This is a genomic window from Bradyrhizobium sp. Arg237L (assembly GCF_029990105.1).
GTDB lineage: Bacteria > Pseudomonadota > Alphaproteobacteria > Rhizobiales > Xanthobacteraceae > Bradyrhizobium.
Map to the genome: position 1 here is coordinate 1 of NZ_JAQMIL010000006.1, position 26,562 is coordinate 26,562.

General features: G+C 64.1%; 25 protein-coding genes. 18 read left to right on the forward strand and 7 right to left on the reverse strand.

Annotation, left to right across the window (positions count from 1 at the left end):
- The first annotated feature begins 414 nt into the window (after positions 1-414).
- Positions 415-933, forward strand: a complete 519-nt coding sequence (locus OZ411_RS04875; RefSeq protein WP_282527046.1) for an Imm42 family immunity protein — start codon at positions 415-417, stop codon at positions 931-933.
- Between the two features lie 498 nt (positions 934-1,431).
- Positions 1,432-2,766, forward strand: coding sequence for a S41 family peptidase (locus tag OZ411_RS04880; RefSeq protein ID WP_130584198.1), 1,335 nt, complete (start codon positions 1,432-1,434; stop codon positions 2,764-2,766).
- 249 nt (positions 2,767-3,015) lie between these two features.
- On the opposite strand, the gene OZ411_RS04885 is transcribed toward OZ411_RS04880, so the two are convergent.
- The 5 genes from OZ411_RS04885 to OZ411_RS04905 form a co-directional block, all read right to left on the reverse strand.
- On the reverse strand, positions 3,016-3,291 hold the full coding sequence (locus tag OZ411_RS04885) for a hypothetical protein (RefSeq protein ID WP_130583865.1): 276 nt from the start codon (positions 3,289-3,291) through the stop codon (positions 3,016-3,018).
- A gap of 114 nt (positions 3,292-3,405) precedes the next feature.
- Positions 3,406-3,909 (reverse strand): cyclic pyranopterin monophosphate synthase MoaC, encoded by a 504-nt coding sequence (moaC, locus tag OZ411_RS04890; RefSeq protein ID WP_130583866.1) that lies wholly within the window; start codon positions 3,907-3,909, stop codon positions 3,406-3,408.
- A gap of 4 nt (positions 3,910-3,913) precedes the next feature.
- The gene (gene trpC, locus OZ411_RS04895) at positions 3,914-4,735 is read right to left on the reverse strand and encodes an indole-3-glycerol phosphate synthase TrpC (RefSeq protein WP_282527047.1); all 822 of its coding nucleotides are present in this window, start codon (positions 4,733-4,735) and stop codon (positions 3,914-3,916) included.
- A 68-nt stretch (positions 4,736-4,803) separates the two neighbouring features.
- Positions 4,804-5,817, reverse strand: coding sequence for an anthranilate phosphoribosyltransferase (gene trpD / locus OZ411_RS04900; RefSeq protein ID WP_282527048.1), 1,014 nt, complete (start codon positions 5,815-5,817; stop codon positions 4,804-4,806).
- A 71-nt stretch (positions 5,818-5,888) separates the two neighbouring features.
- Entirely contained in the window at positions 5,889-7,790 is a 1,902-nt protein-coding gene (locus OZ411_RS04905) for a peptidylprolyl isomerase (RefSeq protein ID WP_282527049.1), read from the reverse strand.
- A gap of 311 nt (positions 7,791-8,101) precedes the next feature.
- Here OZ411_RS04905 and tpiA point away from each other — a divergent pair, with 311 nt between their 5' ends.
- The 14 genes from tpiA (at position 8,102) to OZ411_RS04975 (ending at position 22,114) form a co-directional block, all read left to right on the forward strand.
- A complete protein-coding gene (gene tpiA, locus OZ411_RS04910; RefSeq protein ID WP_282527050.1) occupies positions 8,102-8,857 on the forward strand; it encodes a triose-phosphate isomerase in 756 nt (251 codons plus the stop codon).
- Between the two features lie 131 nt (positions 8,858-8,988).
- Positions 8,989-9,381, forward strand: coding sequence for a preprotein translocase subunit SecG (gene secG, locus OZ411_RS04915; protein WP_282527051.1), 393 nt, complete (start codon positions 8,989-8,991; stop codon positions 9,379-9,381).
- A gap of 168 nt (positions 9,382-9,549) precedes the next feature.
- Positions 9,550-11,181: a CTP synthase gene (locus OZ411_RS04920; RefSeq protein ID WP_282527052.1), complete on the forward strand. Its 1,632-nt coding sequence runs from the start codon at positions 9,550-9,552 to the stop codon at positions 11,179-11,181.
- Between the two features lie 356 nt (positions 11,182-11,537).
- Positions 11,538-11,864, forward strand: coding sequence for an NIPSNAP family protein (locus OZ411_RS04925; protein ID WP_130580442.1), 327 nt, complete (start codon positions 11,538-11,540; stop codon positions 11,862-11,864).
- 94 nt (positions 11,865-11,958) lie between these two features.
- Positions 11,959-12,810 (forward strand): 3-deoxy-8-phosphooctulonate synthase, encoded by an 852-nt coding sequence (gene kdsA / locus OZ411_RS04930; protein WP_282527053.1) that lies wholly within the window; start codon positions 11,959-11,961, stop codon positions 12,808-12,810.
- A 19-nt stretch (positions 12,811-12,829) separates the two neighbouring features.
- On the forward strand, positions 12,830-14,038 hold the full coding sequence (locus OZ411_RS04935; RefSeq protein WP_130580440.1) for an MFS transporter: 1,209 nt from the start codon (positions 12,830-12,832) through the stop codon (positions 14,036-14,038).
- A gap of 130 nt (positions 14,039-14,168) precedes the next feature.
- Entirely contained in the window at positions 14,169-14,483 is a 315-nt protein-coding gene (locus tag OZ411_RS04940; protein WP_130580439.1) for a helix-turn-helix transcriptional regulator, read from the forward strand.
- Between the two features lie 2 nt (positions 14,484-14,485).
- Positions 14,486-16,501, forward strand: a complete 2,016-nt coding sequence (gene hyfB / locus OZ411_RS04945; RefSeq protein WP_282527153.1) for a hydrogenase 4 subunit B — start codon at positions 14,486-14,488, stop codon at positions 16,499-16,501.
- Entirely contained in the window at positions 16,492-17,451 is a 960-nt protein-coding gene (locus OZ411_RS04950) for an NADH-quinone oxidoreductase subunit H (RefSeq protein WP_130580438.1), read from the forward strand. The genes hyfB and OZ411_RS04950 overlap by 10 nt, the downstream gene beginning before the upstream one ends.
- Entirely contained in the window at positions 17,451-18,119 is a 669-nt protein-coding gene (locus tag OZ411_RS04955) for a hydrogenase-4 component E (RefSeq protein ID WP_282527054.1), read from the forward strand. The genes OZ411_RS04950 and OZ411_RS04955 overlap by 1 nt, the downstream gene beginning before the upstream one ends.
- The gene (locus tag OZ411_RS04960) at positions 18,116-19,567 is read left to right on the forward strand and encodes a hydrogenase 4 subunit F (protein ID WP_130580436.1); all 1,452 of its coding nucleotides are present in this window, start codon (positions 18,116-18,118) and stop codon (positions 19,565-19,567) included. The genes OZ411_RS04955 and OZ411_RS04960 overlap by 4 nt, the downstream gene beginning before the upstream one ends.
- 17 nt (positions 19,568-19,584) lie before the next feature.
- Positions 19,585-21,096, forward strand: a complete 1,512-nt coding sequence (locus OZ411_RS04965; protein ID WP_282527055.1) for an NADH-quinone oxidoreductase subunit C — start codon at positions 19,585-19,587, stop codon at positions 21,094-21,096.
- Between the two features lie 8 nt (positions 21,097-21,104).
- On the forward strand, positions 21,105-21,638 hold the full coding sequence (locus tag OZ411_RS04970; protein ID WP_130580434.1) for an NADH-quinone oxidoreductase subunit B family protein: 534 nt from the start codon (positions 21,105-21,107) through the stop codon (positions 21,636-21,638).
- Positions 21,639-21,658: 20 nt separating this feature from the next.
- Positions 21,659-22,114 carry a hypothetical protein gene (locus OZ411_RS04975; protein WP_282527056.1) on the forward strand — a complete coding sequence of 152 codons (456 nt, stop codon included), beginning with the start codon at positions 21,659-21,661 and terminating at the stop codon, positions 22,112-22,114.
- An 18-nt stretch (positions 22,115-22,132) separates the two neighbouring features.
- On the opposite strand, the gene queF is transcribed toward OZ411_RS04975, so the two are convergent.
- On the reverse strand, positions 22,133-22,585 hold the full coding sequence (gene queF, locus OZ411_RS04980) for a preQ(1) synthase (RefSeq protein WP_282527057.1): 453 nt from the start codon (positions 22,583-22,585) through the stop codon (positions 22,133-22,135).
- A gap of 116 nt (positions 22,586-22,701) precedes the next feature.
- Complete coding sequence (locus OZ411_RS04985) at positions 22,702-23,703, reverse strand: lyase (protein ID WP_282527058.1); 1,002 nt, start codon at positions 23,701-23,703, stop codon at positions 22,702-22,704.
- Positions 23,704-23,870: 167 nt separating this feature from the next.
- Here OZ411_RS04985 and eno point away from each other — a divergent pair, with 167 nt between their 5' ends.
- The gene (eno, locus tag OZ411_RS04990) at positions 23,871-25,154 is read left to right on the forward strand and encodes a phosphopyruvate hydratase (protein ID WP_282527059.1); all 1,284 of its coding nucleotides are present in this window, start codon (positions 23,871-23,873) and stop codon (positions 25,152-25,154) included.
- Positions 25,155-25,349: 195 nt separating this feature from the next.
- The gene (locus OZ411_RS04995; RefSeq protein WP_282527060.1) at positions 25,350-26,486 is read left to right on the forward strand and encodes a zinc-binding dehydrogenase; all 1,137 of its coding nucleotides are present in this window, start codon (positions 25,350-25,352) and stop codon (positions 26,484-26,486) included.
- The last annotated feature ends 76 nt before the right edge of the window (positions 26,487-26,562 follow it).

Consider the following 26,562-nt stretch of genomic DNA (forward strand, 5'->3'; position numbering starts at 1 on the left):
TCGCGAGCCGCCCCTCATCCGCCGTGAGACGCGCGGAGTTAAATCACTGATTTGCCCGACGGGTTAAGCGGAATATTTTTCGCGCGACGGCTGGACAGACTTTGGTTGATTTGCCCGTCGGGTTGTTATGTCGCACCCAAAGTAGCCACATCGTCATTGCGAGCGGAGCGAAGCAATCCATAGCGCTGCAGGCGGAGGTGTGGATTGCTTCGCGGAGCCTGTCATCGGGCGCGCGTTCGCGCGACCCGTTGGCTCGCAATGACGGAGGTGGTTTACGGTATCCGAGCCTTCGTAGCCCGGGTGGAGCGGAGCGCAACCCGGGGCGTCTGCGGCACTGTTTACGAGCGTCTCCCGGGTTACGCTGGCGCTTCACCCGGGCTACGGTACTAATTAGTTGGGGACGCAGTTCTTGCGGTGGCATCGACGGAATTTGGTGACAGAACGCGCTTTGCCGTGAGCTTGGAGCTCGACGAAGACAGCGGTGGCCAATGGATGTTCGGGAAGTTCTGTTATTGGATCGACGGCAAGATGATTGGAAATTACGAAGAAGGAACCTCTCTTCGTGACACTTTGACCGCGCTGAAATGGATAGTTCACGATTCCGGAAAACGTGAAGATTGCGCGAGGTTCGAGGTGCCGCCCGAGGACGTCTTTGAAGCCATCGATTCATCCATGTATGGGCAGGCTGAAAATGCAAGCAGTGAATCGGACGGCGACGCTACGGCGCGATTCGAAATTTCTCCGCAGATCGATATATTCAATCAGTGGAAGATATATTTGATAGATTGCAGAAGTCAGGCGCGACTGCTGTACAAGAATCTTTCTGATCCCAATGTCAGTGAATTCTTCCTGAAGAGGGCTGAGTTCGATGCGTGCATTCAGCTGGCCTGGGACCAATTAAATGCCCTGTATGATAGAGCGCTTAGCGCGTAGGGGGTAGCCGAGCCCCGGCCGGCGTTGCTTGAACGAGCGACGGGCGGAAGCCGTGACTTTGTCGCAACGAGATGGCGGATTACGCTTCGTCGTCGCGTGTCGAAGCTGCAGAGAACGGGACGCCAATCCGCCCTATGGACTGCGCGAAAAACAGGCAGATTTGATCGCGGTTGCGTGCGAGATATTCAACAACCCGGATTGGCCGATGGACACCGCGCCGGAATGGACGTTCCGGAATGTTCCGCCGCAGTTCGGCTATTGGCTGGGCACCCGCGCCAAACGCGGCTTTGGAACCAATCCGTCGACCTGGCAGAGCGGGCTCCAAGAGCGACGTCCGTAAGCAGCACAACGAGCAACGCACGATGTCGTGAGCGACGGTATTTCTCCGGTAAAATTGGCCTTGATCCGACCAAAAAGGCATTGTGTGTTTGCCTGCGCCGGGCGAGAAACGGCGATTCAACACAATGGTGGCTGGTACAGCGGGAAGGATCGCAGGCAATGCGCAGGAATTTTGGCTTTCTCCTCGGCACGGTCACCGGCGTTGGTCTTACTCTTCTTGTCACCGCCCCGCAGGGCGCCAATCTGGTTGCGGTCGCCAAGGCCGCGGTCCGCTCCGATACCTATTCCCAGCTCAATCTTTTCGGCGACGTGTTCGAGCGCGTCCGGACCGACTATGTCGAGAAGCCCGACGATTCCAAGCTGATCGAGGGCGCCATCAACGGCATGATCACCTCGCTCGATCCGCATTCTCGTTACATGAACGAGAAGGGCTGGACCGACATGCAGGAGACCACCCACGGTGAGTTCGGCGGCCTCGGTATCGAAGTCACGATGGAAGAGGGCTTCATCAAGGTCGTAGCGCCGATCGACGACACGCCGGCCTCGCGCGCCGGCATCATGTCGGGCGACATCATCACCCAGATCGATGACGAACAGATCCAGGGCATGACGCTGGATCAGGCCGTCAACAAGATGAAGGGCCCGCCCAACAGCCAAACCAAGCTGAAGATCGTCCGCAAGGATGCCGACAAGCCGATCGACGTTTCCATCACCCGCGAGATCATCCGCGTGCGCCCGGTGCGCTTCCACGCCGATGGCGGCAATGTCGGCTATATCAGGATCAACTCGTTCAACGAGCAGACCACCGAGGGCCTGCACAAGGCGATCGCCGAAATCTCCAAGGAGATTCCGCAGGACAAGCTTGCCGGCTATGTGATCGACCTGCGCAACAATCCCGGCGGCCTGCTCGACCAGGCGGTGTCGGTGGTGAGTTCGCTGATGGCGCGCGGCGAGGTGGTCTCGACCCGCGGCCGGTTGCCGGAAGAGACGCAGCGCTTCACCGCGCGCGGCGGCGACATGACCAAGGGCAAGCCGCTGGTGGTCCTGATCAACGGCGGCTCGGCTTCTGCCTCCGAGATCGTGGCCGGTGCGCTGCACGACCACAAGCGCGCGACCCTGATCGGCACCCGCACCTTCGGCAAGGGCTCGGTGCAAACCATCATTCCGCTCGGGGCTGGCAATGGCGCGCTGGCGCTGACCACCGCGCGCTATTTCACGCCGTCGGGCCGCTCGATCCAGGCGCAGGGCATCGCGCCCGATATCGAGATCCTGCAGGATGTGCCGGACGAACTGAAGACGCGTGCCGAGATCAAGGGCGAGGCCTCGATGCGCGGGCATCTGGCGGCCGAAGGCACCGAGCAGACCGGCTCGCAATCCTTCGTCCCGCCCGACGAGAAGAACGACAAGGCGCTGAACGCCGCCTACAACCTCCTGCGCGGCGTCACCGTCAATGCCGACGCCAAGAACGCGCCGAAGCGGACGATCCCGAACTGAGGCTATACGGCTGTCTGATCCTCATCCTGAGGAGCTGCGCCTTCGCCACGTCTCCGGACGATGCTACGCATCGCCGGGACAAGGATGAGGCCACCTCACCATGAGGGGCTCACGGCGGAATCGTAGGGGTGGGCAAAGCGAAGCGTGCCCACCATTACGAGCGGAGTGTTGATGGTGGGCACGCTTCGCTTTGCCCACCCTACTGTCGAGCATTCGACTTGACGTCGCCCCGACCGCATTCAATTCGGTTCAGCGCGCGCGGATGGCGGATGAATCGGAGCGGTGGCTTCGCGGCCGCTTGCCGGCCGACCGGATCGGCGGATCCTGAGCCCACATCCCGTCACCCTGGCCGATGTAGCGCTGATAGCCGCCTGTATAGGGGTTGCCCGGACCTTTGTTCTGGCAATTGGCGTAGGGGTAGAACTGCGCGCAATAGCCGGGCTCGGAAATCACCTGCTGTGCCATTGCCGGCGCGCTGACGACGCAGAGCGCTACGGCCGCACCAAGAAGCTTAAAGGCCCACATGGCGTTGCTCCTTCGCGGGAGGTCACGCCAAATGTAACACCGTAAGCGGCGACGCACTCCGAGCTGCCGGGTCACAGCCGCGTGACAGGACGGTCGTGGCGAACGCCATTTGAATCAGCGATCGTCGGCGCGGTAGTGGCCGGACTTGCCGCCCTGCTTCTCGACGAGATGGATCCCTTCGATGCGGACGCCGCGTTCCACCGCCTTGATCATGTCGTAGATGGTGAGGCAGGCGACCGAGACCGCGGTCAGCGCCTCCATCTCGACGCCGGTCGGGCCGGTGACCTTGACGGTCGCCTGCACGATGCAGCCCGGCAGCTTCTCGTCCGGCTCGATATCGACCGTCACTTTCGACAGCGCGAGCGGATGGCAGAGCGGGATCAGTTCCGAGGTGCGCTTGGCCGCCATGATGCCGGCAATGCGGGCAGTGCCGAGCACGTCGCCCTTCTTGGCATTGCCCGAGACGATCAGCTCGAGCGTCGCCTTGCTCATGACGACGCGGCCTTCGGCGACCGCGGTGCGTTCGGTCGCGGGCTTGGCGGAGACGTCGACCATCCGTGCTTCGCCGCTGGCATCGATATGGGTGAGGGCGGGGCCGCCCTTCGACTTCTCCGCCATCGGTCTAACGGGTTCCAGTGGCGCGCGGCGCGCTTTGGCGCGTCAGCAGCGCGCGGGTTGCCGCTGTTACATCGGCCTGACGCATCAGGCTCTCGCCGACCAGGAAGGTCGACATGCCCGCGCGTTCGAGCCGGGCCAGATCGTCCGGCGTGAAGATGCCGCTTTCGCCGACCATCAGCCGCTCCTTCGGGATCAGCGGCGCTAAGGCCTCGCTGGTGGCGAGCGTGGTCTCAAAGGTGCGGAGATTGCGGTTGTTGACGCCGATCATCGGCGAGCGGAGCTTCAGCGCGCGGTCGAGTTCGGCGCGGTCGTGGATTTCGACCAGCACGTCCATGCCGAGCGCGAGCGCGGAATCCTCGATATCCTTGGCTGCGGCGTCATCGAGTGCGGCCATGATGATCAGGATGCAGTCGGCGCCGTGCGCGCGCGCCTCGACCACCTGATAGGTGTCGAACATGAAATCCTTGCGCAGCACCGGCAGATTGGTCGCCGCGCGCGCCGCGACCATGAAATCGAGATGGCCCTGGAACGAGGGCGTATCCGTCAGCACCGACAGGCAGGCCGCGCCCCCGGCCTCATAGGCCTTGGCGAGGACAGGGGGATCGAAATCGGCGCGGATCAGGCCCTTCGATGGCGAGGCCTTCTTGATCTCGGCGATCAGCGCGTAATCGCCGCGAGCCTGCTTCTCACGGATCACGCGCACGAACCCGCGTGGCGGCGACGCCGCCCTGGCGCGCGCCTCGATCTCGGAAAGCGGATGCGCGCGCTTGGCAGCGGCGATCTCCTCGCGCTTGTAGGCTTCGATCTTCTTCAGGATATCGGACATCGCGATCGCCCTATATTTTTGAGCATGATCTTTTCGGAAAACCGGTTTCCACTTTTCCGGATCATGCTCTAGCTGTTTGAAACCGCGATCAGGTGCTTGAGCTTCGCGGCCGCAGCACCGCTATCCAACGAATTGGTCGCCAGCGCGACGCCTTCCTTCAAATCTTTGGCACGACCGGCGACGATCAGCGCCGCGGCGGCGTTGAGCAGCGCGACATCCCGATAGGCGCTCGGCTTGCCATTGAGCACGCTCGAGAGCGCCACCGCATTGGCATCGGCATCGCCGCCCTTCAGCGCCTCGTTGCCGACGCGGCCAAAGCCGGCGTCATCCGGAGTGACTTCGAAGGTTCTGATATCGCCGCCTTCCAGCGCCGCGACGAAGGTCGGGCCGGTGAGGGTGATCTCGTCCAGCCCGTCGGAGCCGTGCACCACCCAGGCCGCTTCCGAGCCGAGGTTCTTCAGGACCTGCGCCAAGGGCTGCACCCATTGCCGCGAGAACACCCCGACCATCTGCCGCTTCACGCCGGCGGGATTGGAGAGCGGGCCGAGCAGGTTGAAGATGGTGCGGGTCGCAAGCTCGACCCGAGTCGGGCCGACATTCTTCATGGCCGGGTGATGGGCGGGGGCGAACATGAAGCCGATGCCTGCTTCCTGGACGCAGCGGCCGACCTCGGCGGGCGTGAGATCGATCTTGACGCCGAGCGAGGCCAGCACGTCGGCAGCGCCCGAGCGCGACGACAGCGCGCGGTTGCCATGTTTTGCGACCGGCACGCCTGTGCCGGCCACGATGAAGGAGGCGCAGGTCGACACGTTCACGGAGCCGGAACCGTCGCCGCCGGTGCCGACCACGTCGACCGCTTCGGCAGGCGCCGTCACCCGCAGCATCTTGCTGCGCATCGCCGACACCGCGCCGGTGATCTCGTCAACGGTCTCGCCGCGCACGCGCAAGGCCATCAGGAGGCCGCCCATCTGTGAGGGCGTGGCTTCGCCCGACATCATGCTGTCGAAGGCGCTTGCCGCTTCGTCGCGCGACAAGGTTGCGCCGGTGGCGACTTTCGCAATTATCGATTTCAGGTCGTCCATCGCGTGCTGGCTCGTGATTCAGTGACACATGATCCGATCGGAAAACCGGTTCCGACTTTTCCGGATCATGCTCAGTTGTTGTTTGCGCCCGTCACCTGTGCGAAGGCGGCCTGATTGATTGTGGTTCCGATGTCGTGTTCGATCTTGTTGACGTATTGCGCGACCTGCTCGTCGGTCAATCCGCGCTGCAGCGCTTCTTTCAACTTCTTCACCTCCTCGGACGAGAGATCGACCGGCGGCACGATGATGTCGGTGACACGGAAGACGACGCGCTCACCGCCGGTGCCCGTGGCCTGACCGACGCCATCCTTGGCGGTGCGGAAGGCCGCCGCGACCACGCTCTCGGGCACGCCCGGCAGCGAGGCGTCGCGGCGGAATTTATCTGATGTCTCGAGCTTGACGCCGAGCGTGGAGGCTTCGTCGGCGAGCTTGCCGCCGGCCTCGACCTTCTTGACGATCTCGGTCGCCTTGTCGCGCAGCCTGGTCGCGATCTGGTCCTCGCGCCATTTCGCCTCGACCTGGGCGCGCACCTCGTCGAGGCTGCGCTCGCGCGACGGCGTCACGCCGAGCACGTCGTACCAGACGTAGCCACCGCGGAACTGGATCGGCTCGTTGTCGACGCCGACATCGCTGCCAAAGGCCTGCGAAACCACATCGAGCCCGGTTGGAATGTTCGCCACGGGCTGGCCGTTCGGCATGCGTCCCGAGCGGTCGACGGCGTCGATGGTGACGGCGGTGAGCCCAAGCTTCTGCGCCGCCTCGACGAGGTTGGCGCCGCCGCCGCGCTCGTCCTCCATCTTGTTGTGGAGATCGGCGACCTTCTCGCGGGCGCGCTCGGCCGCGATCTGCTTCTTGATCTCGCCCGCCATGCTCTCATAGGTCGGTGTCGTGCCCGGCTCGATCTTGCCGACCTTGACCAGCGCCACACCAAAGCGGCCCTGCACCGGCTGGCTGACTTCGCCCGAGGGCAGGGAGAAGGCCGCATCCGCCACCGCCGGATCGAGGATCGCCGACTTCGCGACCATGCCGAGATCGACGTCGGACAGATTGAGGTTGCGCTCCTTGGCGAGGTCGTCGAACGAGGTGGTCGAGGTCAGCCGCGCACGTGCGGCAGTGGCTTCTTCCACGTTCGGAAACACGATCTGCGATACTTCGCGCTTCTCCGGCGTGCCGAGCTGGTTGCGGCGCTGCTCGAATATCTTCTTCGCATCCTCGTCGGAGACCTCGGTCCACTTGCCGATCTCCTCGGGCGTCACGACGACGAAGGCGATCTTGCGGAATTCGGGCGCGCGGAACTGGGCCTTGTGATCCTCGAAATAGGCGGCGAGCGCCTCGGGCGAGGGCGGGTCGATGGTGCCGGCCTGCGCCGCGTCGAGCTTGATGTACTCGATCGAGCGTTGCTCGTTCTGATAGCGGACCAGGGCCTCGATCAACGTCTTTGGCGGTTCGATGCCCGCTCCGATCGTGCCGGCGATCTGGCGGCGGAGGCCGACGCGGCGCTGCTCGGCGAGATAGCGCTGCTCGGTGTAGCCGAACTGGCGGATCACGGACTGGAAGCGCTGCGGCTCGAACTGGCCGTTCAGCCCCTTGAAGTTCGGATCGTTGTAGATCGCGCGCATCGTCTCGTCCCGGGACTGGCCGAGCCGAAGCCGCCTGGCCTCCTCGTCGAGGGCCGCTTCCGCGATCGTCTGCTGCAGCACCTGGCGGTCGAAGCCGAAGGCGCGCGCCTGGTCCGGCGTCAACGGACGGCCGAACTGGCGTCCGACCTGCTGCAACCGGTCGGTGTAGATCTGGCGGAATTGCTCGGTCGAGATTTCGGTGCCGCCAACCGTGGCGAGCGTCGACTGGCCAAATCCCTTGAAGATGTCGGCGATGCCCCAGATTCCGAAACTGACAATCAAAACGCCCATCACCACGGCCATGATAATCTTGCCGAGCCAGTTTGATGAGGCTGTCCGAATTCCTCGAAGCATGGGTCCAACTTGTTTGAAAAGGAGGGGAACCGGGTCGCGCCCGGGGATGATCCGATAAGCGGATTCCTTAAAGCGCGTTACCGAGTTGGGAACGCATCATAAAGTGGCAACTGCGCCGTCGCAACCTAGAGCATGATCCGGAAAAGCGGACCCCGGTTTTCCGGAAAGATCATGCTCAAACAAGAAGCTAACGCGGGACGGCGGATGCCGTCCCGCTATGGCGGCGATTTGTAGCGGTGGACCGCCGGGTCTGGAAGTGACGGCCGGGCTCTGCTAGCGCATGTCGACCACCATTTCTCGGGAATCCTGCCATGACCGACGCCATCCGGCCGCTGATCGCCGGCAACTGGAAAATGAACGGCCTGAAAGCTTCCGCTGATGAATTCGACGCCATGCTGGCGGGGGCCGGCGCGCTTGGCGGCAAGGCCGATCTTTTGGTCTGCCCGCCGGCGACCCTGATTGCCGCCTTTGCGGACAAGGCCCGCGGGTCGAAGGTCGCAGTCGGCGCCCAGGATTGCCATCCCAAGGCGTCGGGCGCCCATACCGGCGACATCTCGGCGGAAATGCTGGCGGATGCCGGCGCCAGCGCCATCATCGTCGGCCATTCCGAGCGTCGCGCCGACCATGGCGAGACCGATGCGCTGGTCCGCCAGAAGGCCGAAGCCGCCTGGCGCGCTGGCCTTACCGCGATCGTCTGCATCGGCGAGACCCGCGAGCAGCGCGATGCGGGGCAGGCGCTCGGCGTCTGCGGCACCCAGCTCAAGGGCTCGCTGCCTGACGGCTCGACCGCGGCCAAGCTGGTGCTCGCCTACGAGCCGGTCTGGGCGATCGGCACCGGGCTGACCCCTACGGTGCGGGATGTCGAGCAAGTTCATAAGTTTATCCGGAGTGTCTTGACGGATCGCTTCAAAGGGGAGGGCGTAAACATCCGGATTCTCTACGGCGGCTCCGTAAAACCCTCGAATGCGGCCGAACTCTTGAGCGTCGCCAACGTCAACGGCGCGCTGGTCGGCGGCGCCAGCCTGAAGTCTGCCGATTTCCTTGCGATCGCAGCGGGCGCTCCCTAGCTGAACTGTGGCGGTTATTGGGGTGGCGTTGCCGGTCCCGATCGTGTAACACCGCGCAACTTCAGGAAAACCCGCTGATAGCGCGTGAGCCGCCGGAACCCGGCGCTCTAGGCTTGCGACGGAAGGTCACAATGCAGACTGTCGTCATCGTCATCCACCTCATGATCGTCTCCGTGATGATCGGCGCCGTGCTGCTGCAGAAATCAGAGGGCGGCGGCCTTGGCATGGGTGGGGGCGCGGGCTTCATGTCGAGCCGCGGCACCGCCAACCTGCTGACGCGGACCACCGCGGTCCTGGCGGTGTTGTTCTTCGCGACCAGCCTGTTCCTGTCCTGGCATGCCGGTCTCAGCCGGCAGCCCACCTCGATCATCGGCACCGGCGCGCCGGCGCCGACGCAGCAGCCTGTCGGCGGCGCGCCGATCACGCCGCCGACCTCCGGCGGCATCCTGGATTCGCTGAAGAAGGCCGACGAGCAGCAGGCGCCGCAGGCGCCTGCCGGCCCGCAGGCGCCGCGCTCGCAATAATGCGGGGTGGCTATGCAGGGTGAAGGACTGGCATCCTGCGTCAGGAAGCCCCATTAAGGCCCTGACCAAGCAGTAAAATTCACGTCACTCACAGCCCGGCATTATGTTTGCCGGGACAACACGAATCATTTTGGCGAATCGCCACCGTGGAGATAAAGGTTAGGCCCCATGGCGCGGTACATATTCATCACCGGCGGCGTGGTCTCCTCACTCGGCAAGGGTCTGGCTTCAGCGGCACTAGGTGCCCTGCTGCAGGCACGCGGGTATAAGGTCCGCCTCCGCAAGCTCGATCCCTATCTCAACCTCGATCCCGGAACGATGTCGCCGTACCAGCACGGCGAAGTATTCGTGACCGACGACGGCGCCGAGACCGATCTCGATCTCGGCCACTACGAGCGCTTCACCGGGCGGCCGGCGACCAAGGCCGACAACATCACCACCGGGCGCATCTACCAGGACATCATCTCAAAGGAACGCCGCGGCGATTATCTCGGCGCCACCATCCAGGTGGTTCCGCACGTCACCAACGCGATCAAGGAATTCGTGCTCGACGGCAATGACGGCTATGATTTCGTCCTGGTCGAGATCGGCGGCACGGTCGGCGACATCGAGGGCCTGCCGTTCTTCGAGGCGATCCGCCAGCTCAAGAACGAATTGCCGCGCGATCATGCGGTCTACATTCATCTGACGCTTTTGCCGTACATCCCAAGTGCAGGCGAGCTCAAGACAAAACCGACCCAGCATTCGGTGAAGGAATTGCGCTCGATCGGCATCCAGCCGGACATCCTGCTCTGCCGCACCGATCGCGAGATTCCGAAGGAGGAGCGGCGCAAGCTCGGGCTGTTCTGCAACGTGCGCGAAAGCGCTGTCATCGAGGCGCGCGACGTCGACAACATCTATGCCGTGCCCGAGGCCTATCACGCCGCAGGCCTCGACGACGAGGTGCTGGCCGCCTTCGGGATCGCGCCGAAGATTCCGCCGGCGCTGCAGAGCTGGCACGTCATCAACGAGCGCGTCCGCAACCCCGAGGGCGCGGTGACGATCGCGATCGTCGGCAAATATACCGGCATGAAGGATGCCTATAAGTCGCTGATCGAGGCGCTCTCCCACGGCGGCATCGCCAACAAGGTGAAGGTCAATCTCGACTGGATCGAGAGCGAGGTGTTCGAGAACGAAGACCCCGCGCCATTCCTCGAGCACGTCAACGGCATCCTGGTGCCCGGCGGCTTCGGCCAGCGCGGCGCGGAAGGGAAGATCAGGGCGGCGCAATTCGCGCGCGAGCGCGACGTGCCGTATTTCGGGATCTGCTTCGGCATGCAGATGGCGGTGATCGAGGCCGCGCGCAATCTGGTGGGCATCGAGCAGGCCAATTCGACCGAATTCGGCCCGACGCCTGAGCCGTTGGTCGGCCTGATGACGGAATGGCTGCGCGGCAACGAACTGGAGAAGCGGTCGCAGGCTGGCGATCTCGGCGGCACCATGCGGCTTGGCGCGTACCCTGCGGTCCTCAAGCGCGGCAGCCGCGTTTCCGAAGTCTATGGCGGCGCCACCGAAATCTCCGAGCGCCATCGGCACCGCTACGAGGTCAACACGGCCTACAAGGACCGGCTCGAGCAGCACGGCCTGCGCTTCTCCGGTCTCTCACCCGACGGCGTGCTGCCGGAGATCGTGGAATATGAGGACCATCCCTGGTTCATCGGCGTGCAATTCCACCCGGAGCTGAAATCACGCCCCTTCGAGCCGCACCCGCTGTTCGCCTCGTTCATCCAGGCAGCAATGGCACAGAGCCGATTGGTGTAGGCTGTAGGGTGGGCAAAGTGAAGCGTGCCTAATCTATGCTCGCCTGGAAGGAGCCCCACGCTCCAACCTATCTCCTCACCCTGAGGAGGTCGCGTAGCGACCGTCTCGAAGGGGTGAGGCCACCGACGGGGCCTCATGGTTCGAGACGCGCTACGCGCTCCTCACCATGAGGGGCGACATTTCCGATGCGATGGTGGGCACGCTGCGCTTTGCCTACCCTACGATTAAACTACAACTGAACCGCATGAAGTTATGCGCGCGCCGCCGCGGGGCGTGCACGGACCGATCAAGACAGCCTTCCTCGCAACGGCTATAACAGCCACGCTAAGCGCACAAGAACAGGGAGGGACTGCCGAATGATCTACGAAACCCGCGTCTATCGCTGCCTGCCGGGCCGGCTGCCCGCGCTGCTCAAGCGCTTCGACACCATCACGCTCAAGCTGTGGGAGAAGCACGGCATCAAGCAGGTCGGTTTCTTCACGACGCTGGTCGGCGAATCCAATCAGGAACTGACCTACATCCTGGCCTGGGAATCGCTTGCCGATCGCGAGAAGAAATGGACTGCGTTCCAGACCGATCCGGAATGGATTTCGGCGCGGGCCAAGACCGAAGAGGATGGCCAGATCGTCGGCAACATCGTCAACCAGTTGCTGGTGCCGACCTCATTCTCCGCGCTGAAGTGAGGTTCAGCGCGCCCCCCGATATTCCAGATGTAACCGGGGTTGATCCTGATGTCGCGGACCGGCATGGTCCGCGCGAAATTGAAAGGACACACCGTTGAACGCCAAGACCACGGCCGCCCCGATCGTCAGTGTCGGCCCGGTCAAGTTCGGCAATGACCTGCCGATCTCGATCGTCGCCGGGCCCTGCCAGCTCGAGAGCCGGGCGCATGCCCTGGAGGTGGCCGGCGCGCTGAAGGAGATCGCGGGCCGCCTGAACGTTGGTCTCGTCTACAAGACGTCCTTCGACAAGGCCAACCGCACCAGTGCATCCGCCGCGCGCGGCATCGGGCTGACCGAGGCGCTGCCAATCTTTGCCGAGATCCGCTCCTCGCTCGGCCTGCCTGTTTTGACCGACGTGCACGAGCCTGCACAATGCGCCGAGGTGGCGCCGGCGGTCGACGTGCTGCAGATTCCGGCCTTCCTCTGCCGTCAAACCGATCTGCTGCTTGCGGCAGCGGCAACCGGCAAGGTCGTCAATGTCAAGAAGGGCCAGTTCCTGGCGCCGTGGGATATGGCCAATGTGGTTGCAAAACTGACAGGCGCCAACAACCCGAACGTGCTGGTGACCGAGCGTGGCGTGTCCTTCGGCTACAACACGCTGGTCTCCGACATGCGCGCGCTGCCGATCCTGGCGCGCACCACCGGCGCGCCAGTCATCTTCGATGCCACCCATTCGGTGCAGCAGCCGGGCGGGAAGGGGGCATCCTCGGGCGGCGAGCGCGAATTCGTCCCCGTGCTGGCGCGCGCCGCCGTGGCGGTCGGCGTTGCCGGCGTCTTCATCGAGACCCATCCCGATCCCGACCGCGCTCCATCCGACGGACCGAACATGGTGCCGCTCCGCGAGTTCGAGGGGCTAGTCAGGACGCTGATGGAATTCGACGCGCTGGCCAAGAAGACGGCGCGTTGAGGGGGCAGGTGCGAAGGTCGTGACCGCAACTGGCCGTCTTCCACCGGCGCTCAATATCATTGCGATCGCGACCTTTGCCGCGAGTCTTTCGGCGCGGGCGCTCGATCCCGTGCTCCCACATGTCGCCGACGAATTCGGCGTCAGCATCGCCACCGCCGCAAGCTTCGCCGCGGTGTTCGCCTTCACCTTCGCAATCGTCCAGCCGCTGCTGGGCGCTGCCGCCGACCTGTTCGGCAAGGCGCGGCTGATGATCATCTGCCTCGTGCTGCTCGGGCTCGCCAACATTCTCGGCGCGCTATCGACATCGTTCTCGATGCTGTTCGCCAGCCGAATCCTCGCCGGCATCGGCTCCGGCGGCGTGTTTCCGGTCGCGCTCGGGCTGACCAGCGATCTCGTGGCACCCGATAAGCGCCAGGTCGCAATCGGGCGGACGCTCGCGGGCGCAATGACCGGCAACCTCCTGGGCGCTTCGGCTTCCGGCCTGATCGGCGATTTCCTCGGCTGGCGCGGCGTGCTCGCCGTGCTCGGTGCCCTTGTCGTGCTGGCTTCGGTTGCGGTGCTAGCCGGCTTCCGCGGCGCGAAGCTCGCGCATCCGCCCAAGACGAGCTTTTCTGCCTTGAGGCAGGGCTACCGCACCATCTTCACCAATCCGAACGCGCCGATCTGCTATTCCGCTGTCTTCATCGAAGGCTGCTGCGTGCTCGGCCTGTTTCCGTTCGTGGCGTCGTTCCTGTTTGATCTCGGCGAAACCTCGCTGTCGATCGCGGGCATCGTCATCGCGGGGTTCGCGGTGGGCGGCTTGTTCTACACCATGACCGTGTCGCACTTTCTCCCACGGCTCGGCGTGAAGGGCATGATGATCGCCGGCGCGACGCTGGTCGGCGTCCAGCTTGTTGCCGTCGCGTTCAGTCCCGGCTGGAAGATCCAGGCGCTGAGCCTGCTGGCGATGGGCTGGGGCTTCTACATGATCCATGGTTGCCTGCAGGTATTCGCCAGCGAATTGTCGGTGGAGGCGCGTGCGACCGCGATGTCCCTGCATTCGTTCTTTTTCTTCATGGGGCAGACCGTGGGCCCAATCGCCTATGGCTTCGGCCTCGCGCATGCCGGCAAGCTGCCGACTTTGCTGACGTCAGCCGTGATCATGATCGCGCTGGGACTGGCCTGCGCAACATTGCTGAAGCAAAGGATTCCGGCGGATGCCGCCGGTCGTCCCGATGTCGAACCTTGACGCCGAGCCAACGCGGCCAGCTCGGTGGTAAAGATATCTCAGATATCAGTTCTTGCTTTCTTGACATCATTAATTAGGATGGAAGCGGCATATTTGATGCGCGCTGGAAAGCGCTTCGGCGGCCAGGCTGATGATCACTGCAGGGCAAATGCGGGCGGCCAGGGGTCTGTTGGGAATTGACCAACGGCAGCTTGCTGATCTCTCCGGACTGTCGGTTCCTACGATCCAACGCATGGAAGCGAGCGACACCGTGGTTCGCGGCAATGTCGATTCGCTGATGAAGTTGATCACCGCGCTCGAGAAAGCCGGGATCGAGCTGATCAGCGAGGGGACGGCAAGCAGCGGGCAGGGCCGCGGGGTGCGGCTGAAGGATCGAGCGGCATCAGACAATGCCTCGCCAGGTGACCGTTCCAACGACAAGGTGGCGGGAGGTCGGATGCCCTGATGATGTCGGCGGTCGCTCTCCAGATGTCGTGCGTCGCGGCGCTCCTGGCGGCTGCCGCGCTGGCGATCGTGTTGAGCCGCTCAAGGAATGCCGCCGGCCTCATCTACGGCATGACGATAACCATCTCTGTCGTCGCGACTGCAGCCGCGATGAACTGGTTGGTCAGGGGCGGGCCGGAAGCCTCCGCGCTCGTCCTGCCGGTCGGGCTGCCATGGCTCGGCGCGCATTTCCGCCTGGATAATCTCGCTTCCTTCTTTCTGGTCGTCGTCAATTTCGGTGGAGCGGCCGCAAGCCTCTACGGTCTTGGTTACGGCCACCATGAAACCGAGCCGCACCGGGTGCTTCCGTTCTTTCCGGCGTTTCTTGCCGGCATGAACCTCGTGATCCTGGCCGACGATGCGTTTTCCTTCCTGCTCTGCTGGGAGTTCATGTCGCTGGCGTCATGGGCGCTGGTGCTCGCGCATCACCGCGAACCCGGAAATGCCGCGGCGGGCTACGTCTATCTGGTGATGGCAAGCTTCGGTACGCTGGCATTGCTGCTGGCCTTTGGCCTCTTGGCGGGACCGGCGGGCGATTATGGATTTGCGGCCATCCGCGCCGCGCAACATGCGCTCGGCGCCGTCGGACTGGTCCTGATCCTGATGCTGCTCGGTGCTGGCTCCAAGGCCGGCCTGGTGCCATTGCACGTCTGGCTGCCGCTGGCGCATCCGGCGGCTCCGAGCCATGTCTCGGCGCTGATGAGCGGTGTCATGACCAAGGTCGCGATCTACGGCTTCATCCGTGTCGTCTTCGATCTGTTGGGACAGCCGGCCTGGTGGATGAGCGTGATCGTTCTTTTCCTTGGCGCCGTCACAGCCGTGATGGGGATTCTCTACGCCATGATGGAGCAGGACCTGAAACGCTTGTTGGCCTACAGCACCATCGAAAACGTCGGCGTGATCTTCGTCGGCCTCGGCCTTGCGCTGGGGTTCCAGGCCAACGGCTTGCGCCTCGCGGCCGCGCTCGCGTTCACCGCGGCGCTGTTTCACGTGCTCAACCACTCGCTGTTCAAGAGCCTGTTGTTCTTCGGCGCCGGCGCCGTGCTGACCTCGACCGGCGAGCGGGACATGGACAGGCTGGGCGGCCTGATCCACCGCATGCCAAAGACGAGCTTCGCCGTGCTGGTCGGCTGCGTCGCGATCTCGGCGCTTCCGCCATTCAACGGCTTCGTTTCGGAATGGCTGATGTTCCAGGCCGTGCTGCAAAGTCCGGACCTGCCGCAATGGGCGCTGAAGATCATGGTGCCCGCGGTCGGTGCGGCGCTGGCCCTTGCGGCAGCGCTGGCGGCGGCCTGTTTCGTCAAGGCTTATGGTGTCACGTTCCTCGGGCGGCCGCGCAGCGCGCCAGCAGAGACGGCGGGCGAAGTCGATCGCTATTCGCTCACTGCGATGTTCATTCTTGCCGCCTTGTGCCTGTTCGCCGGCATCCTGCCGGGCCTGGTGATCGACGCGCTTTCGCCCGTCAGCATCGACATCGTCGGTGGCCGCATGCCGGTCCAGGCCAACGAAGCCTGGCTCTCGATCGTGCCGATCGCCGACAGCCGCAGTTCATATAACGGACTGTTGGTGATGGTGTTCATCACGATCTGTGCCTCGTCGGCCGCGTTCTTCATCCATCGCTTCGCTTCCCGCGCGCTGAGGCGAGGGCCGGCGTGGGGGTGCGGATTTTCCGATCCCGTACCGGCTGCGCAATATTCCGGCGAAAGCTTCGCCCAGCCGATCCGCCGCGTGTTCGGTGCGCTCGCCTTCCATGCCCGCGATCACGTCGCGATGCCGCCTCCGGGAGATACAAGGCCGGCGCGCCTCAGGATCGAACTGCATGATCTGGTGTGGGAGCGAGGCTATCGGCCGATCGCAGAGGCGGTCGGCTTTTCCGCCGGGTGGCTCAATCGCCTGCAATTCCTGACCATCCGCCGCTATCTCAGTCTTGTTTTCGCAACGCTCGTCACGCTGCTGCTGGTGCTCGCGATATGGTCGTGATCTCCGACATCATGGTTCAGGGCGCGCAGATGCTGCTGGTGCTGCTGCTCGCGCCGCTGCTGACCGGCTTCGTGCGCAAGGTCAAGGCCCGCCTGGTGCGCCGCGAGGGAGCTTCGGTCTTTCAGCCTTACCGCGACCTGCTGCGGCTGATGCGCAAGGAAGTGGTGCTCGCCGACAATGCGTCGTGGCTGTTCCGGGTAACGCCCTACGTGACCTTTGCCGCGATCTGGGTTGCCGCTGCCCTGGTGCCGACGTTCGCGACCGGCCTTCTGTTCAACTGGACGGCGGACCTGATCGCCATCGTCGCGCTGCTCGGAAGCGCGCGCTTCTTCCTGGCGCTCGCGGGCATGGATGTCGGCACCAGCTTCGGCGGCATCGGCTCCAGCCGCGAAGTCATGATCGCCGCGCTGGCGGAGCCGGCGATGCTGCTGATGGTGTTCTGCCTGGCTTTGGTCGCCGGGTCGACGCAACTGTCGACTGTCGCGAACGTCCTGGCCTCGTCCTACGTCGGACTACGGGTATCGCTTGGAATGGCGCTGATTGCGCTGATCATGGTCGCGCTGGCGGAGAACGGGCGCATCCCGATCGACAATCCGGCGACGCATCTCGAGCTGACCATGGTCCATGAGGCGATGGTTCTCGAATATTCGGGACGCCATCTCGCGATGATCGAATTCGGCGCCTTCCTCAAGCTGCTACTCTACATTTCGCTGATCGCCTGCGTGTTCATGCCCTGGAAGATCGCGGTGTTTGGCTCCGGCACGGTGGCGGCCTACGCGATCGGTGCCGGCGCCTATCTCGTCAAGCTCGCGGTTGCAGGTTTCCTGCTGGCGCTGTTCGAGACGGCGACGGCGAAAATGCGGGTGTTCCGCGTTCCGCAGTTCCTGGGCGCCGCGCTGATGCTCGGCCTGCTTGGAACGCTGCTGCTGTTCGTGTCGAGGAGCTTCTGATGCAATTGCACAGTCTCGCCTTCGACGTTTCCCATACGCTCGCCGGCGGGCTGGTCCTGATCAGTTTCCTGATGCTGTACCAGGACCGGCTCTATTCGTTGCTCAATGTGTTTGCGCTGCACGCCGTGGTGCTCGCACTTTCAGTCGCTTGGCAGGCCTTCATCCAGGACGCGCCGCATCTCTACGTCACGGCAGCCATCGCGCTGGTCTTCAAGGCGATCATCATCCCGGTGGCGTTGCATCATATCGTGCAGCGGCTCGGAATCCACCGCGACATCGAGGCCGCAGTCGGAATCGGTCCGACCATGCTGGCCGGGATGGGGCTGGTGGCGCTCTCGATGGTGCTGATGCTGCGGGTCACGCCGGAGGCAGACCCATTGGCGCGCGAGGACCTGGCGTTCGCGCTCTCGGTCGTGCTGCTCGGACTGTTGGTCATGGTGACACGGCGCAACGCCGTGAGCCAGGTGGTCGGCTTCATGTCGCTGGAGAACGGGCTGGTGCTGGCGGCCACCGGCGCCAAGGGCATGCCGCTCGTGGTCGAGATCAGCGTGGCATTCTCGATCCTGATCGCGTTCATCGTGATCGGCATCTTTCTGTTCCGGATTCGGGAGCGGTTCGATTCCGTCGACGTCTCCACGCTCGATGACTTCCGGGGAGAGCGGCGATGACCGGGCTCTCGTTCGATCCCGCGGCGGCCGTGCTGTGGATCCCGGCTGCATCGGCGCTGCTGCTCGCTGCGTTGCCCGACTACCGCCTGACGGCGCGCCTCAACATCGTGGCCAGTTTGGCGACCTTCGTTGCGGCGCTGTCGCTGTTCCTGATCGATCGTCCGCCGCCCGGGGCCTATCTGCTGGTGGACGACCTCAACATCGTCTTCATCGTCCTCAATACCTTCGTCGGATTCACGACCAGCATCTTCAGCGCAGGCTACATCGCGCATGAACTTGAAACCGGGCGGCTGACGCCGGTCTATCTGCGCTTCTACCACGCGATGTATCAGACCATGATGTTCGGCATGAATCTCGCATTCGTGTCGAACAATATCGGGCTGATGTGGGTCGCCGTCGAGGTGGCGACACTGACGACGGTGCTGATGGTCGGTATCTACCGAACGCATGCGGCGCTCGAGGCGGCCTGGAAATATTTCATCCTCGGCAGCGTCGGGATTGCGTTCGCGCTGTTCGGGACGATCCTGGTTTACATGGCGGCGCGACCGATCGTGGGCGAGGGGCCGGACGCCATGGTGTGGACCGTATTGGTCGGGCAGACCGCGAAGTTCGATCCGGCATTGCTCAACGTGGCCTTCGTCTTCCTGCTGCTCGGCTACGGCACGAAAGTGGGCCTGGCGCCGCTGCATGCGTGGCTTCCCGATGCGCATGCAGAAGGCCCGACGCCGATATCGGCGGTCTTGTCGGGACTCCTGCTCAACGTCGCGCTCTACGCGCTGTTGCGCTTCAAGATCCTGCTCGCCGCCAGCCCCGGTGCGATCGCGCCGGGCCCGCTGATGGTGACGATGGGGCTGATTTCCGTTGTGTTCGCTGCGTTCATGCTCTACCGGCGGCGCGACATCAAGCGCCTGTTCGCGTACTCGTCGATCGAGCACATGGGCATCATCGTGTTCGCATTCGGAATGGGCGGTCCGCTGGCCAACTTCGCCGGCCTGCTGCACATGGTGATGCACAGCCTGACGAAGTCGGCGATCTTCTTCGCCGTCGGTCACATTTCGCAGATCAAGGGCACGCAGCGCATTGCGCGGATACGGGGATTGACGGTGACCCATCCGGCGCTCGGGTGGGGGCTCGTGGTGGGTGTCGTAGCGATCGCCGGACTTCCGCCGCTCGGCATCTTCATGAGCGAATTCCTGGTCGTGAGTTCGACATTCGCGCGGCAGCCTTTGCTCGCCCTCGTGCTTGTCTTCGGCATCCTGGTCGCGTTCGGCGCACTGATCCTTCGTCTGACCAATGTCGCATTCGGCGAGCCGCGCGGCAGCAAGGCGCCGGCGGACGCTTCCTATCTGCCGATGTTTGCGCATCTCGCGCTGGTGCTGATCGCGGGCATCTATTTTCCTGGCCCGCTCGTCGACTGGTTTCAACATGTGGCGCGGCTCCTAGGATAGAGTGAGGAGGTCAGGCCATGCCCTCGCTGATTGATCTCGTCCTGACCGGCCGCCCGGCCGAGCGCCACGCGCCCTGGCGGCGGGCGATCGTCGACGCTGACACCTGGAATCTCGCCGCCGGCGAATTGGCGTCCGGCCGATGGAGCCTGCTCGGCCTGTGGGGTGAGCAAGCGATGGTGCACATGGCGGTGCGGGAGGAGGAGGCCGCGGAGATCGCAGTCCTCAGCCTCGAATGTGCGGACCGGCGTTTTCCGTCGATCGGACGGCATCACCCGCCGGCGCTTCGTCCTGAGCGCACCATCACTGATTTGTTTGGTCTTACGGCTGAGGGCTCGCCCGATGCGCGCCCGTGGCTCGATCACGGCGAGTGGGGCGTCCGGCATCCGCTCGGCGATTCCGTCGCGTCGCCTGTCAACTCGGCAGCCTACGCGTTTCTTTCCGCCGACGGCCCGGGCCTGCATCAGATCGCGGTCGGGCCGGTGCATGCCGGCATCATCGAGCCCGGGCACTTCCGCTTCAGTGCAAGCGGGGAAACCGTGGTCCGGCTCGAGCAGCGTCTTGGTTACGTCCACAAGGGCATCGACGGACTGATGGTGGGAGCGGACATCGATCGGGCGGTCCGGCTCGCCGGCCGTGTCTCCGGAGACAGCACGGTTGCTTACGCGCTCGCGTTCTCGCAGGCAGTGGAGGCGGCGCTGGGGCTCAAGGCGCCGTCCCGCGCGGTCTGGCTGCGGGCGCTGCTTGCGGAGCTTGAGCGGCTGGCCAATCATCTCGGCGACATCGGCGCCATCTGCAACGACGCGTCGTTCAACCTGATGCAGGCCCATTGCAACATCCTGCGCGAAGGAATCCTCCGCGCGGCCGATAGCGCCTTCGGTCACCGCCTGATGCGGGACATCATCGTTCCCGGCGGCATCGTCCGTGATCTCGACGAAAGCGGACGAGCAGCGATCCGCACGGTTCTCGACGATATCAGGCGGCGCTTTCCGGCGCTGATCGAGCTCTACGACAACACGGCATCGCTGCAGGATCGCACCGTCGCTACCGGGATCGTCACGGCGGCTCTGGCAAGACAATATGCTGCGGGCGGCTATGTCGGCCGCGCGTCCGGACGCGTGTTCGATGCCCGTCGCAGTCCGGGCTACGCTCCGTATGATGCGCTGCGCTTCGAGGTGCCGGTGCTCGACGACGGCGATGTGAACGCACGCATCTGGATCCGAATTCGCGAAGTCGAGCAGAGCCTGTCCTTGACGGGGCAGATCCTGGACCGGCTGCCCGACGGTGAACTGCGCGTGCCGGTGCCCTCCCAAGCGGCGCCGCGAGAGGGCATGGCATTGGTCGAAGGCTTCAGGGGCGACATCATGGTGTGGCTCCGGCTCGCTGGCGGCAGGATCGACCGCTGTTATCTCCGCGACCCATCCTGGTTTCAGTGGCCGCTGCTGGAAGCGGCCATCGAGAACAACATCGTCGCGGATTTTCCACTCTGCAACAAATCGTTCAACTGCTCCTATTCCGGGCATGACGTTTAGGAGAAGACATGCGCAAGCTTCTCTTTCAGAGTCTGTTCCGAAGCCCGCTCGCGGAGCAGCCGCCGCTGCCAGAACAAGCCGCCGTCGACGAACTGGCGGCGGCGTTCCAGCGTGCGGCGCGGCGGCGCCTCGGCAGAAGCCTGTCGATCCGCGAAATCGATGCCGGCTCGTGCAACGGCTGTGAGCTCGAGATTCACGCGCTCAGCAATGCCTACTACGACGTCGAGCGCTTCGGAATCCGCTTCGTTGCTTCGCCGCGCCACGCTGATGTGCTGATGGTGACCGGGCCGGTGACGAAGAACATGCGCGAGGCGCTGGAGCGGACCTATCATGCGACCCCCAATCCGAAATGGGTCGTCGCCGTCGGTGATTGTGCGCGCGACGGCGGTTGCTTTGCCGGCAGCTATGCGGTCGTCGGAGGAGTCTCGCAGGTCGTTCCCGTCGATCTTCATATTCCCGGTTGTCCGCCGTCGCCGGTCAAGATCCTGCAGGGACTGCTCTCTCTGCTCGATCGTACGGCGGCAAATGGCAGTTCGAGTTGAGGGGCGGGGAACGACTTCAGTTGTTCGAGGCCGGCCTGGTCGCCGGGTGTGTTCAAGTCGCTGTCGTCCTCGTGGTCACGCCGCTCGTGATCTCGTTCGCGTCGGGCTCCGATAACGACCGGGCATTTTCCGTCGTTGCGTCGCTGCGATCGGTCTACCTGTTGTTGGCCGCAGGGGTGGCGCTGACCAAGTGCCGCTATGTTGCGTCGACGAGCGCGCGAATCCGCCACGCGTCGCGCCGGCTATCGCCGTCGGAGCCGGAGCGCGTCGCCGGCACGCTCGCGATATGTCTGCTGGTTGCGGCCTTCGGATGCGCGTCGTTCGCCCTCCAGCCGCCGCCGGACATGCTGACGGCCATGAATTGGCATCTCGGCGGTCACAATGCCGGCCCCATCGTGTGGCCGGCATTGATGAGCGTGGGGGTGGCGGGCTTCGGCTCGAATGCCCATGCCGCGGTCGATGCCTATCGGCTCTGACCGCGAAAAGGGTGTGGTTCAGCCCCGCCCGCGATAGGGCGCGACGCCCTGGTCGGGGACCCAAACGCCCTTGGGCAGGCGCCCGGTCTGGAAGAACACGTCGATTGGAATGCCGCCGCGCGGATACCAATAGCCGCCGATGCGGAGCCATTTCGGCTTGATCTCGCTTGCGATCCGCTTGCCGATCATCACCGTGCAGTCTTCGTGGAAGGCGCCGTGATTGCGGAAGCTCGCGGCGTAGAGCTTCAGCGATTTGGACTCGAGCAGCCAGCGGCCCGGCACGTAGTCGATCACCAGATGCGCGAAATCCGGCTGGCCCGTCACCGGGCAGATCGAGGTGAATTCCGGCACCGCGAACCGCACCAGGTAATCGGTGCCTGCTTGCGGATTGGGGACGCGGTCGAGCACGGCCTTGTCCGGAGTGTCGGGCCATTCGACGGCACGGCCGAGCTGCAGGGGTCTTTGCGCCATGAAATCTGTCCTTCGGGGATCGCTGACATGGACGCAAGCGGGGTTGTTCGTCAACCGTCAAGGCGAGGCGCAAGCGTGTCACATCACGGACGATTGCCATCAGGCTTGCACGGGATCTATGCCGGCGCCGCGGTTTGAATCATGACGAGGCGGTCGTTGCCGGATTCGCCGCCCCAGGTCTCGCCCGGCCGGCCATCGAGCTGCCGCACATTCGCGCCGGGCTTGTCGCTCGGGAACGAGCGAAACGCCTGCGTCAGCGGATCGAAACGTACGATCGCGTTGGCCGAGAAATCGGTGAGCCAGACCTTGTCCTTGTCATCGACATAGACGGCATAAGCGCGCGGGTTGTCGCCCGGCAGTTTCCAGGCCTTCCAGGAGCCATCGGCGGGATCGTGCATCGACACTTGGCCGCTGTTCCATTCGCTGATCCACAGCCGGCTCCGTGAATCCGACCAGATCCGCCGCGCGCCTTGCTTCGGCGTGGGCGGCTCGACCACGTTCGCTCGCCCCGTCGCGAGATCGATCCTGGCGATGTGACTTCCCGCAAGTGAGGCGTACCAGACATCGCCCTTCGGCGTGACCGTGATGCCGTAGGGGCCGACGCCTCTCGGCGCCTCGAATACTTTCATCGCGCCGGATTTGGGATCGAGCCGGCCGTAGTAGCCGGACTGACCGGTGAACCAGTAGATCCCGCTTTTGTCGAACACGCCGGTATTGAGATTGGCGTAGGCGAATTTTTCGGGCAGTGGAAACAGCGTCACCTTGTGATCGCCGGGATCGACGCGGGCAATCGCATTCTGTCCACCCTCGGTGATCCACGGCGCGCCATCCGAACCAAGGGTAACCCCGTGCGGCGCGGCGCCCTGTCCGAGGTCGATCAGCTTGAAGGTGCCGTCCCGCGGATCGAGCCGGCCGAGCTTCCCATTGCGCTGTCCGCAGAACCAGATGGTGCCGTCGGGGGCCGGCTTGACGTCGCGCGAGCCCATTCCGCGGGTTACCGGGAAATATTTCACGGGGAACGCGCCCGCCTGGGCCTCTTGGGCACCGGCCCCGCGCAACACCGTGGGCGTGGCCAGAATTGCGGCAGCGCTTGAAGCGAGAAACTTGCGGCGATTCATTGCGTTACCCCGGCTTTGTAAAACAATGGGTTGAAACGCGAAGATCAGCATAAACCTACCACATTGCCGCGTCAGATGCGTGTCAAAGCGTAAGCGTTCACATTTGCCTGCATGCCGTGTATGACGCAGCGCATCCAACCAGAACCACACCTGAGGAAGTGCACATCATGACCGCTATCGTCGACATCATCGGGCGCGAAATTCTCGACAGCCGCGGCAATCCCACGGTCGAGGTCGATGTGGTGCTGGAAGACGGTGCGGTCGGCCGCGCCGCGGTGCCATCGGGGGCCTCCACCGGCGCGCATGAGGCGGTCGAGCTGCGCGACGGCGACAAGGCGCGCTATCTCGGCAAGGGCGTGCAGAAGGCGGTCGGCGCCGTCAACGGCGAGATATTCGAGGCGCTCAGCGACCACGCGGTCGAGGATCAGGTCCGGATCGACCAGATCATGATCGACCTCGACGGCACGCCGAACAAGAGCCGGCTCGGCGCCAACGCTATCCTCGGCGTCTCGCTCGCCTGCGCCAAGGCGGCCGCCGAGTCCTTCGACATGCCGCTCTATCGCTACGTCGGCGGCACCTCGGCGCGGACGCTGCCGGTGCCGATGATGAACATCATCAATGGCGGCGTGCATGCCGACAACCCGATCGACTTCCAGGAATTCATGATCCTGCCGGTAGGGGCGGAAACCTTCGCCGACGCGCTGCGCTGCGGCTCGGAAATCTTCCACACGCTGCGCGGCGAATTGAAGAAGGCCGGTCACAACACCAATGTCGGCGACGAGGGCGGTTTTGCGCCGAACCTGCCGACCGCGGACGCCGCGCTCGATTTCATCATGAACGCGATCGGCAAGGCCGGCTACAAGGCGGGCAATGACGTGATGCTCGGGCTCGACTGCGCCTCGACCGAATTCTTCAAGGATGGCAAATACGTCTATGGCGGCGAGAACAAGACGCGCTCGCGCTCGGAGCAGGCGAAATATCTCGCCGATCTCGTCGCGCGCTATCCGATCGTCACCATCGAGGACGGCATGTCCGAAGACGACATGGAAGGCTGGAAGGAGCTGACCGAGCTGGTCGGCGGCAAGTGCCAGCTCGTCGGCGACGATCTGTTCGTCACCAACGTGACGCGCCTTGCCGATGGCATCAGGAACGGCCGCGCAAATTCTATCCTGATCAAGGTCAACCAGATCGGCACGCTGACGGAGACGCTTGCGGCCGTCGAGATGGCGCACAAGTCCGGCTACACCTCGGTGATGTCGCATCGTTCGGGTGAGACGGAAGACTCCACCATCGCCGATCTCGCCGTCGCCACCAATTGCGGACAGATCAAGACCGGCTCGCTGGCGCGCTCCGACCGGACCGCGAAATACAATCAGTTGTTGCGCATCGAGCAGCAGCTCGGCAAGCAGGCACTGTACGCGGGCAAGTCGGCGTTCAAGGCGTTGGCCTAGGGCGGCTCGCGAACGTCGCCTTGGTCTCGTAGCCCGGGTGAAGCGGAGCGCAACCCGGGACCGCGGCCTCAACGTTCACCAGCGGCCCCGGGTTACGCTTGCGCTCCACCCGGGCTACGCAGGCTTCGGCCCTTGTTTGTTGCGGCCGGCCCGCCTAACTGAAGGCGGCCGGACACCAAGCAAGGGAGGGGTACGATGGCATCCGACGGCAAGACTGGGCTTCAGCTCCGTTCGCTGATCAAGAAGAATGGCGAGCTGGAAATTTCGCTTGTGGAGGTGCCGACCCCCGAACCCGGTCCGGACGAGATCGTGGTCCGCGTCGAGGCGACGCCGATCAATCCGTCCGACCTTGGGCTGCTGATCGGCCCTGCGGACCTTTCGACCGTCAAGGCCTCCGGCAGCAAGGAATCTCCGGTTATCTCCGCGAAGGTGCCGCAAGCGGCGCTTGGCGGGCTCGTGGCGCGGCTCGATCAATCGATGCCTGTTGGCAACGAGGGAGCCGGCGTCGTCGTGAGGACCGGATCGTCTGATGCGGCGAAGGCGCTGCTCGGCAAGACGGTCGCGCTGCTCGGCGGCGCGATGTATGCGCAGTATCGCGTAGCGCGGGCGAGGGACGTCTTGGTGCTGCCCGAGGGCACCACGCCCGCGGAGGGCGCCTCCTGCTTCGTCAATCCGCTGACTGCGCTTGGCATGACCGAGACCATGCGGCGCGAAGGCCACAAGGCGCTGGTGCATACGGCGGCCGCCTCCAATCTCGGCCAGATGCTGAACAAGATCTGTCTCAAGGACGGCATTCCGCTGGTCAACATCGTGCGCAGCAAGGCGCAGGCCGACATCCTGCACAAGATCGGCGCCAAGCACGTCGTCGATTCCTCCGCGCCGACATTCGTGGATGACCTCACCAACGCGCTGGTCGAGACCGGCGCCACCATCGCCTTCGACGCCATCGGCGGCGGCAAGCTCGCCGGCCAGATCCTCAACGCGATGGAAGTCGCGATCAACAAGACCGCCAAGGAATACAGCCGCTACGGCTCGGCCGTGCACAAGCAGGTCTACATCTATGGCAGCCTCGATACCGGCCCGGTCGAATTGCCGCGCGGCTTCGGCATGGCCTGGGGCGTCGGTGGCTGGCTCCTGACCTACTTCCTGCAGAAGCTGCCGCCGGCGGATTTCGCAAGGTTGCGTCAGCGTGTGGTCGACGAACTCAAGACCACCTTTGCAAGCCATTACACGCAGGTGGTGTCGCTGCCGGAAGCGCTGTCGCTCTCCAACATCGCTGTTTACGCCAAGCGCGCCACCGGTGAGAAATTCCTGATCAACCCGAACAAGTAGTGCCGTAGCCCGGGTGAAGCGCCAGCGTAACCCGGGACCTTCGTAGACATTGATGCAGATGTCCCGGGTTGCGCGT

Bases quoted from the DNA above. Each gene is read 5' to 3' on its own strand.
- OZ411_RS04880 (WP_130584198.1), top strand. From the start codon at position 1,432: ATGCGCAGGAATTTTGGCTTTCTCCTCGGCACGGTCACCGGCGTTGGT.
- OZ411_RS04885 (WP_130583865.1), bottom strand. From the start codon at position 3,291: ATGTGGGCCTTTAAGCTTCTTGGTGCGGCCGTAGCGCTCTGCGTCGTC.
- moaC (WP_130583866.1), bottom strand. From the start codon at position 3,909: ATGGCGGAGAAGTCGAAGGGCGGCCCCGCCCTCACCCATATCGATGCC.
- trpC (WP_282527047.1), bottom strand. From the start codon at position 4,735: ATGTCCGATATCCTGAAGAAGATCGAAGCCTACAAGCGCGAGGAGATC.
- trpD (WP_282527048.1), bottom strand. From the start codon at position 5,817: ATGGACGACCTGAAATCGATAATTGCGAAAGTCGCCACCGGCGCAACC.
- OZ411_RS04905 (WP_282527049.1), bottom strand. From the start codon at position 7,790: ATGCTTCGAGGAATTCGGACAGCCTCATCAAACTGGCTCGGCAAGATT.
- tpiA (WP_282527050.1), top strand. From the start codon at position 8,102: ATGACCGACGCCATCCGGCCGCTGATCGCCGGCAACTGGAAAATGAAC.
- secG (WP_282527051.1), top strand. From the start codon at position 8,989: ATGCAGACTGTCGTCATCGTCATCCACCTCATGATCGTCTCCGTGATG.
- OZ411_RS04920 (WP_282527052.1), top strand. From the start codon at position 9,550: ATGGCGCGGTACATATTCATCACCGGCGGCGTGGTCTCCTCACTCGGC.
- OZ411_RS04925 (WP_130580442.1), top strand. From the start codon at position 11,538: ATGATCTACGAAACCCGCGTCTATCGCTGCCTGCCGGGCCGGCTGCCC.
- OZ411_RS04940 (WP_130580439.1), top strand. From the start codon at position 14,169: ATGATCACTGCAGGGCAAATGCGGGCGGCCAGGGGTCTGTTGGGAATT.
- hyfB (WP_282527153.1), top strand. From the start codon at position 14,486: ATGTCGGCGGTCGCTCTCCAGATGTCGTGCGTCGCGGCGCTCCTGGCG.
- OZ411_RS04950 (WP_130580438.1), top strand. From the start codon at position 16,492: ATGGTCGTGATCTCCGACATCATGGTTCAGGGCGCGCAGATGCTGCTG.
- OZ411_RS04955 (WP_282527054.1), top strand. From the start codon at position 17,451: ATGCAATTGCACAGTCTCGCCTTCGACGTTTCCCATACGCTCGCCGGC.
- OZ411_RS04960 (WP_130580436.1), top strand. From the start codon at position 18,116: ATGACCGGGCTCTCGTTCGATCCCGCGGCGGCCGTGCTGTGGATCCCG.
- OZ411_RS04965 (WP_282527055.1), top strand. From the start codon at position 19,585: ATGCCCTCGCTGATTGATCTCGTCCTGACCGGCCGCCCGGCCGAGCGC.
- OZ411_RS04970 (WP_130580434.1), top strand. From the start codon at position 21,105: ATGCGCAAGCTTCTCTTTCAGAGTCTGTTCCGAAGCCCGCTCGCGGAG.
- queF (WP_282527057.1), bottom strand. From the start codon at position 22,585: ATGGCGCAAAGACCCCTGCAGCTCGGCCGTGCCGTCGAATGGCCCGAC.
- OZ411_RS04985 (WP_282527058.1), bottom strand. From the start codon at position 23,703: ATGAATCGCCGCAAGTTTCTCGCTTCAAGCGCTGCCGCAATTCTGGCC.
- eno (WP_282527059.1), top strand. From the start codon at position 23,871: ATGACCGCTATCGTCGACATCATCGGGCGCGAAATTCTCGACAGCCGC.
- OZ411_RS04995 (WP_282527060.1), top strand. From the start codon at position 25,350: ATGGCATCCGACGGCAAGACTGGGCTTCAGCTCCGTTCGCTGATCAAG.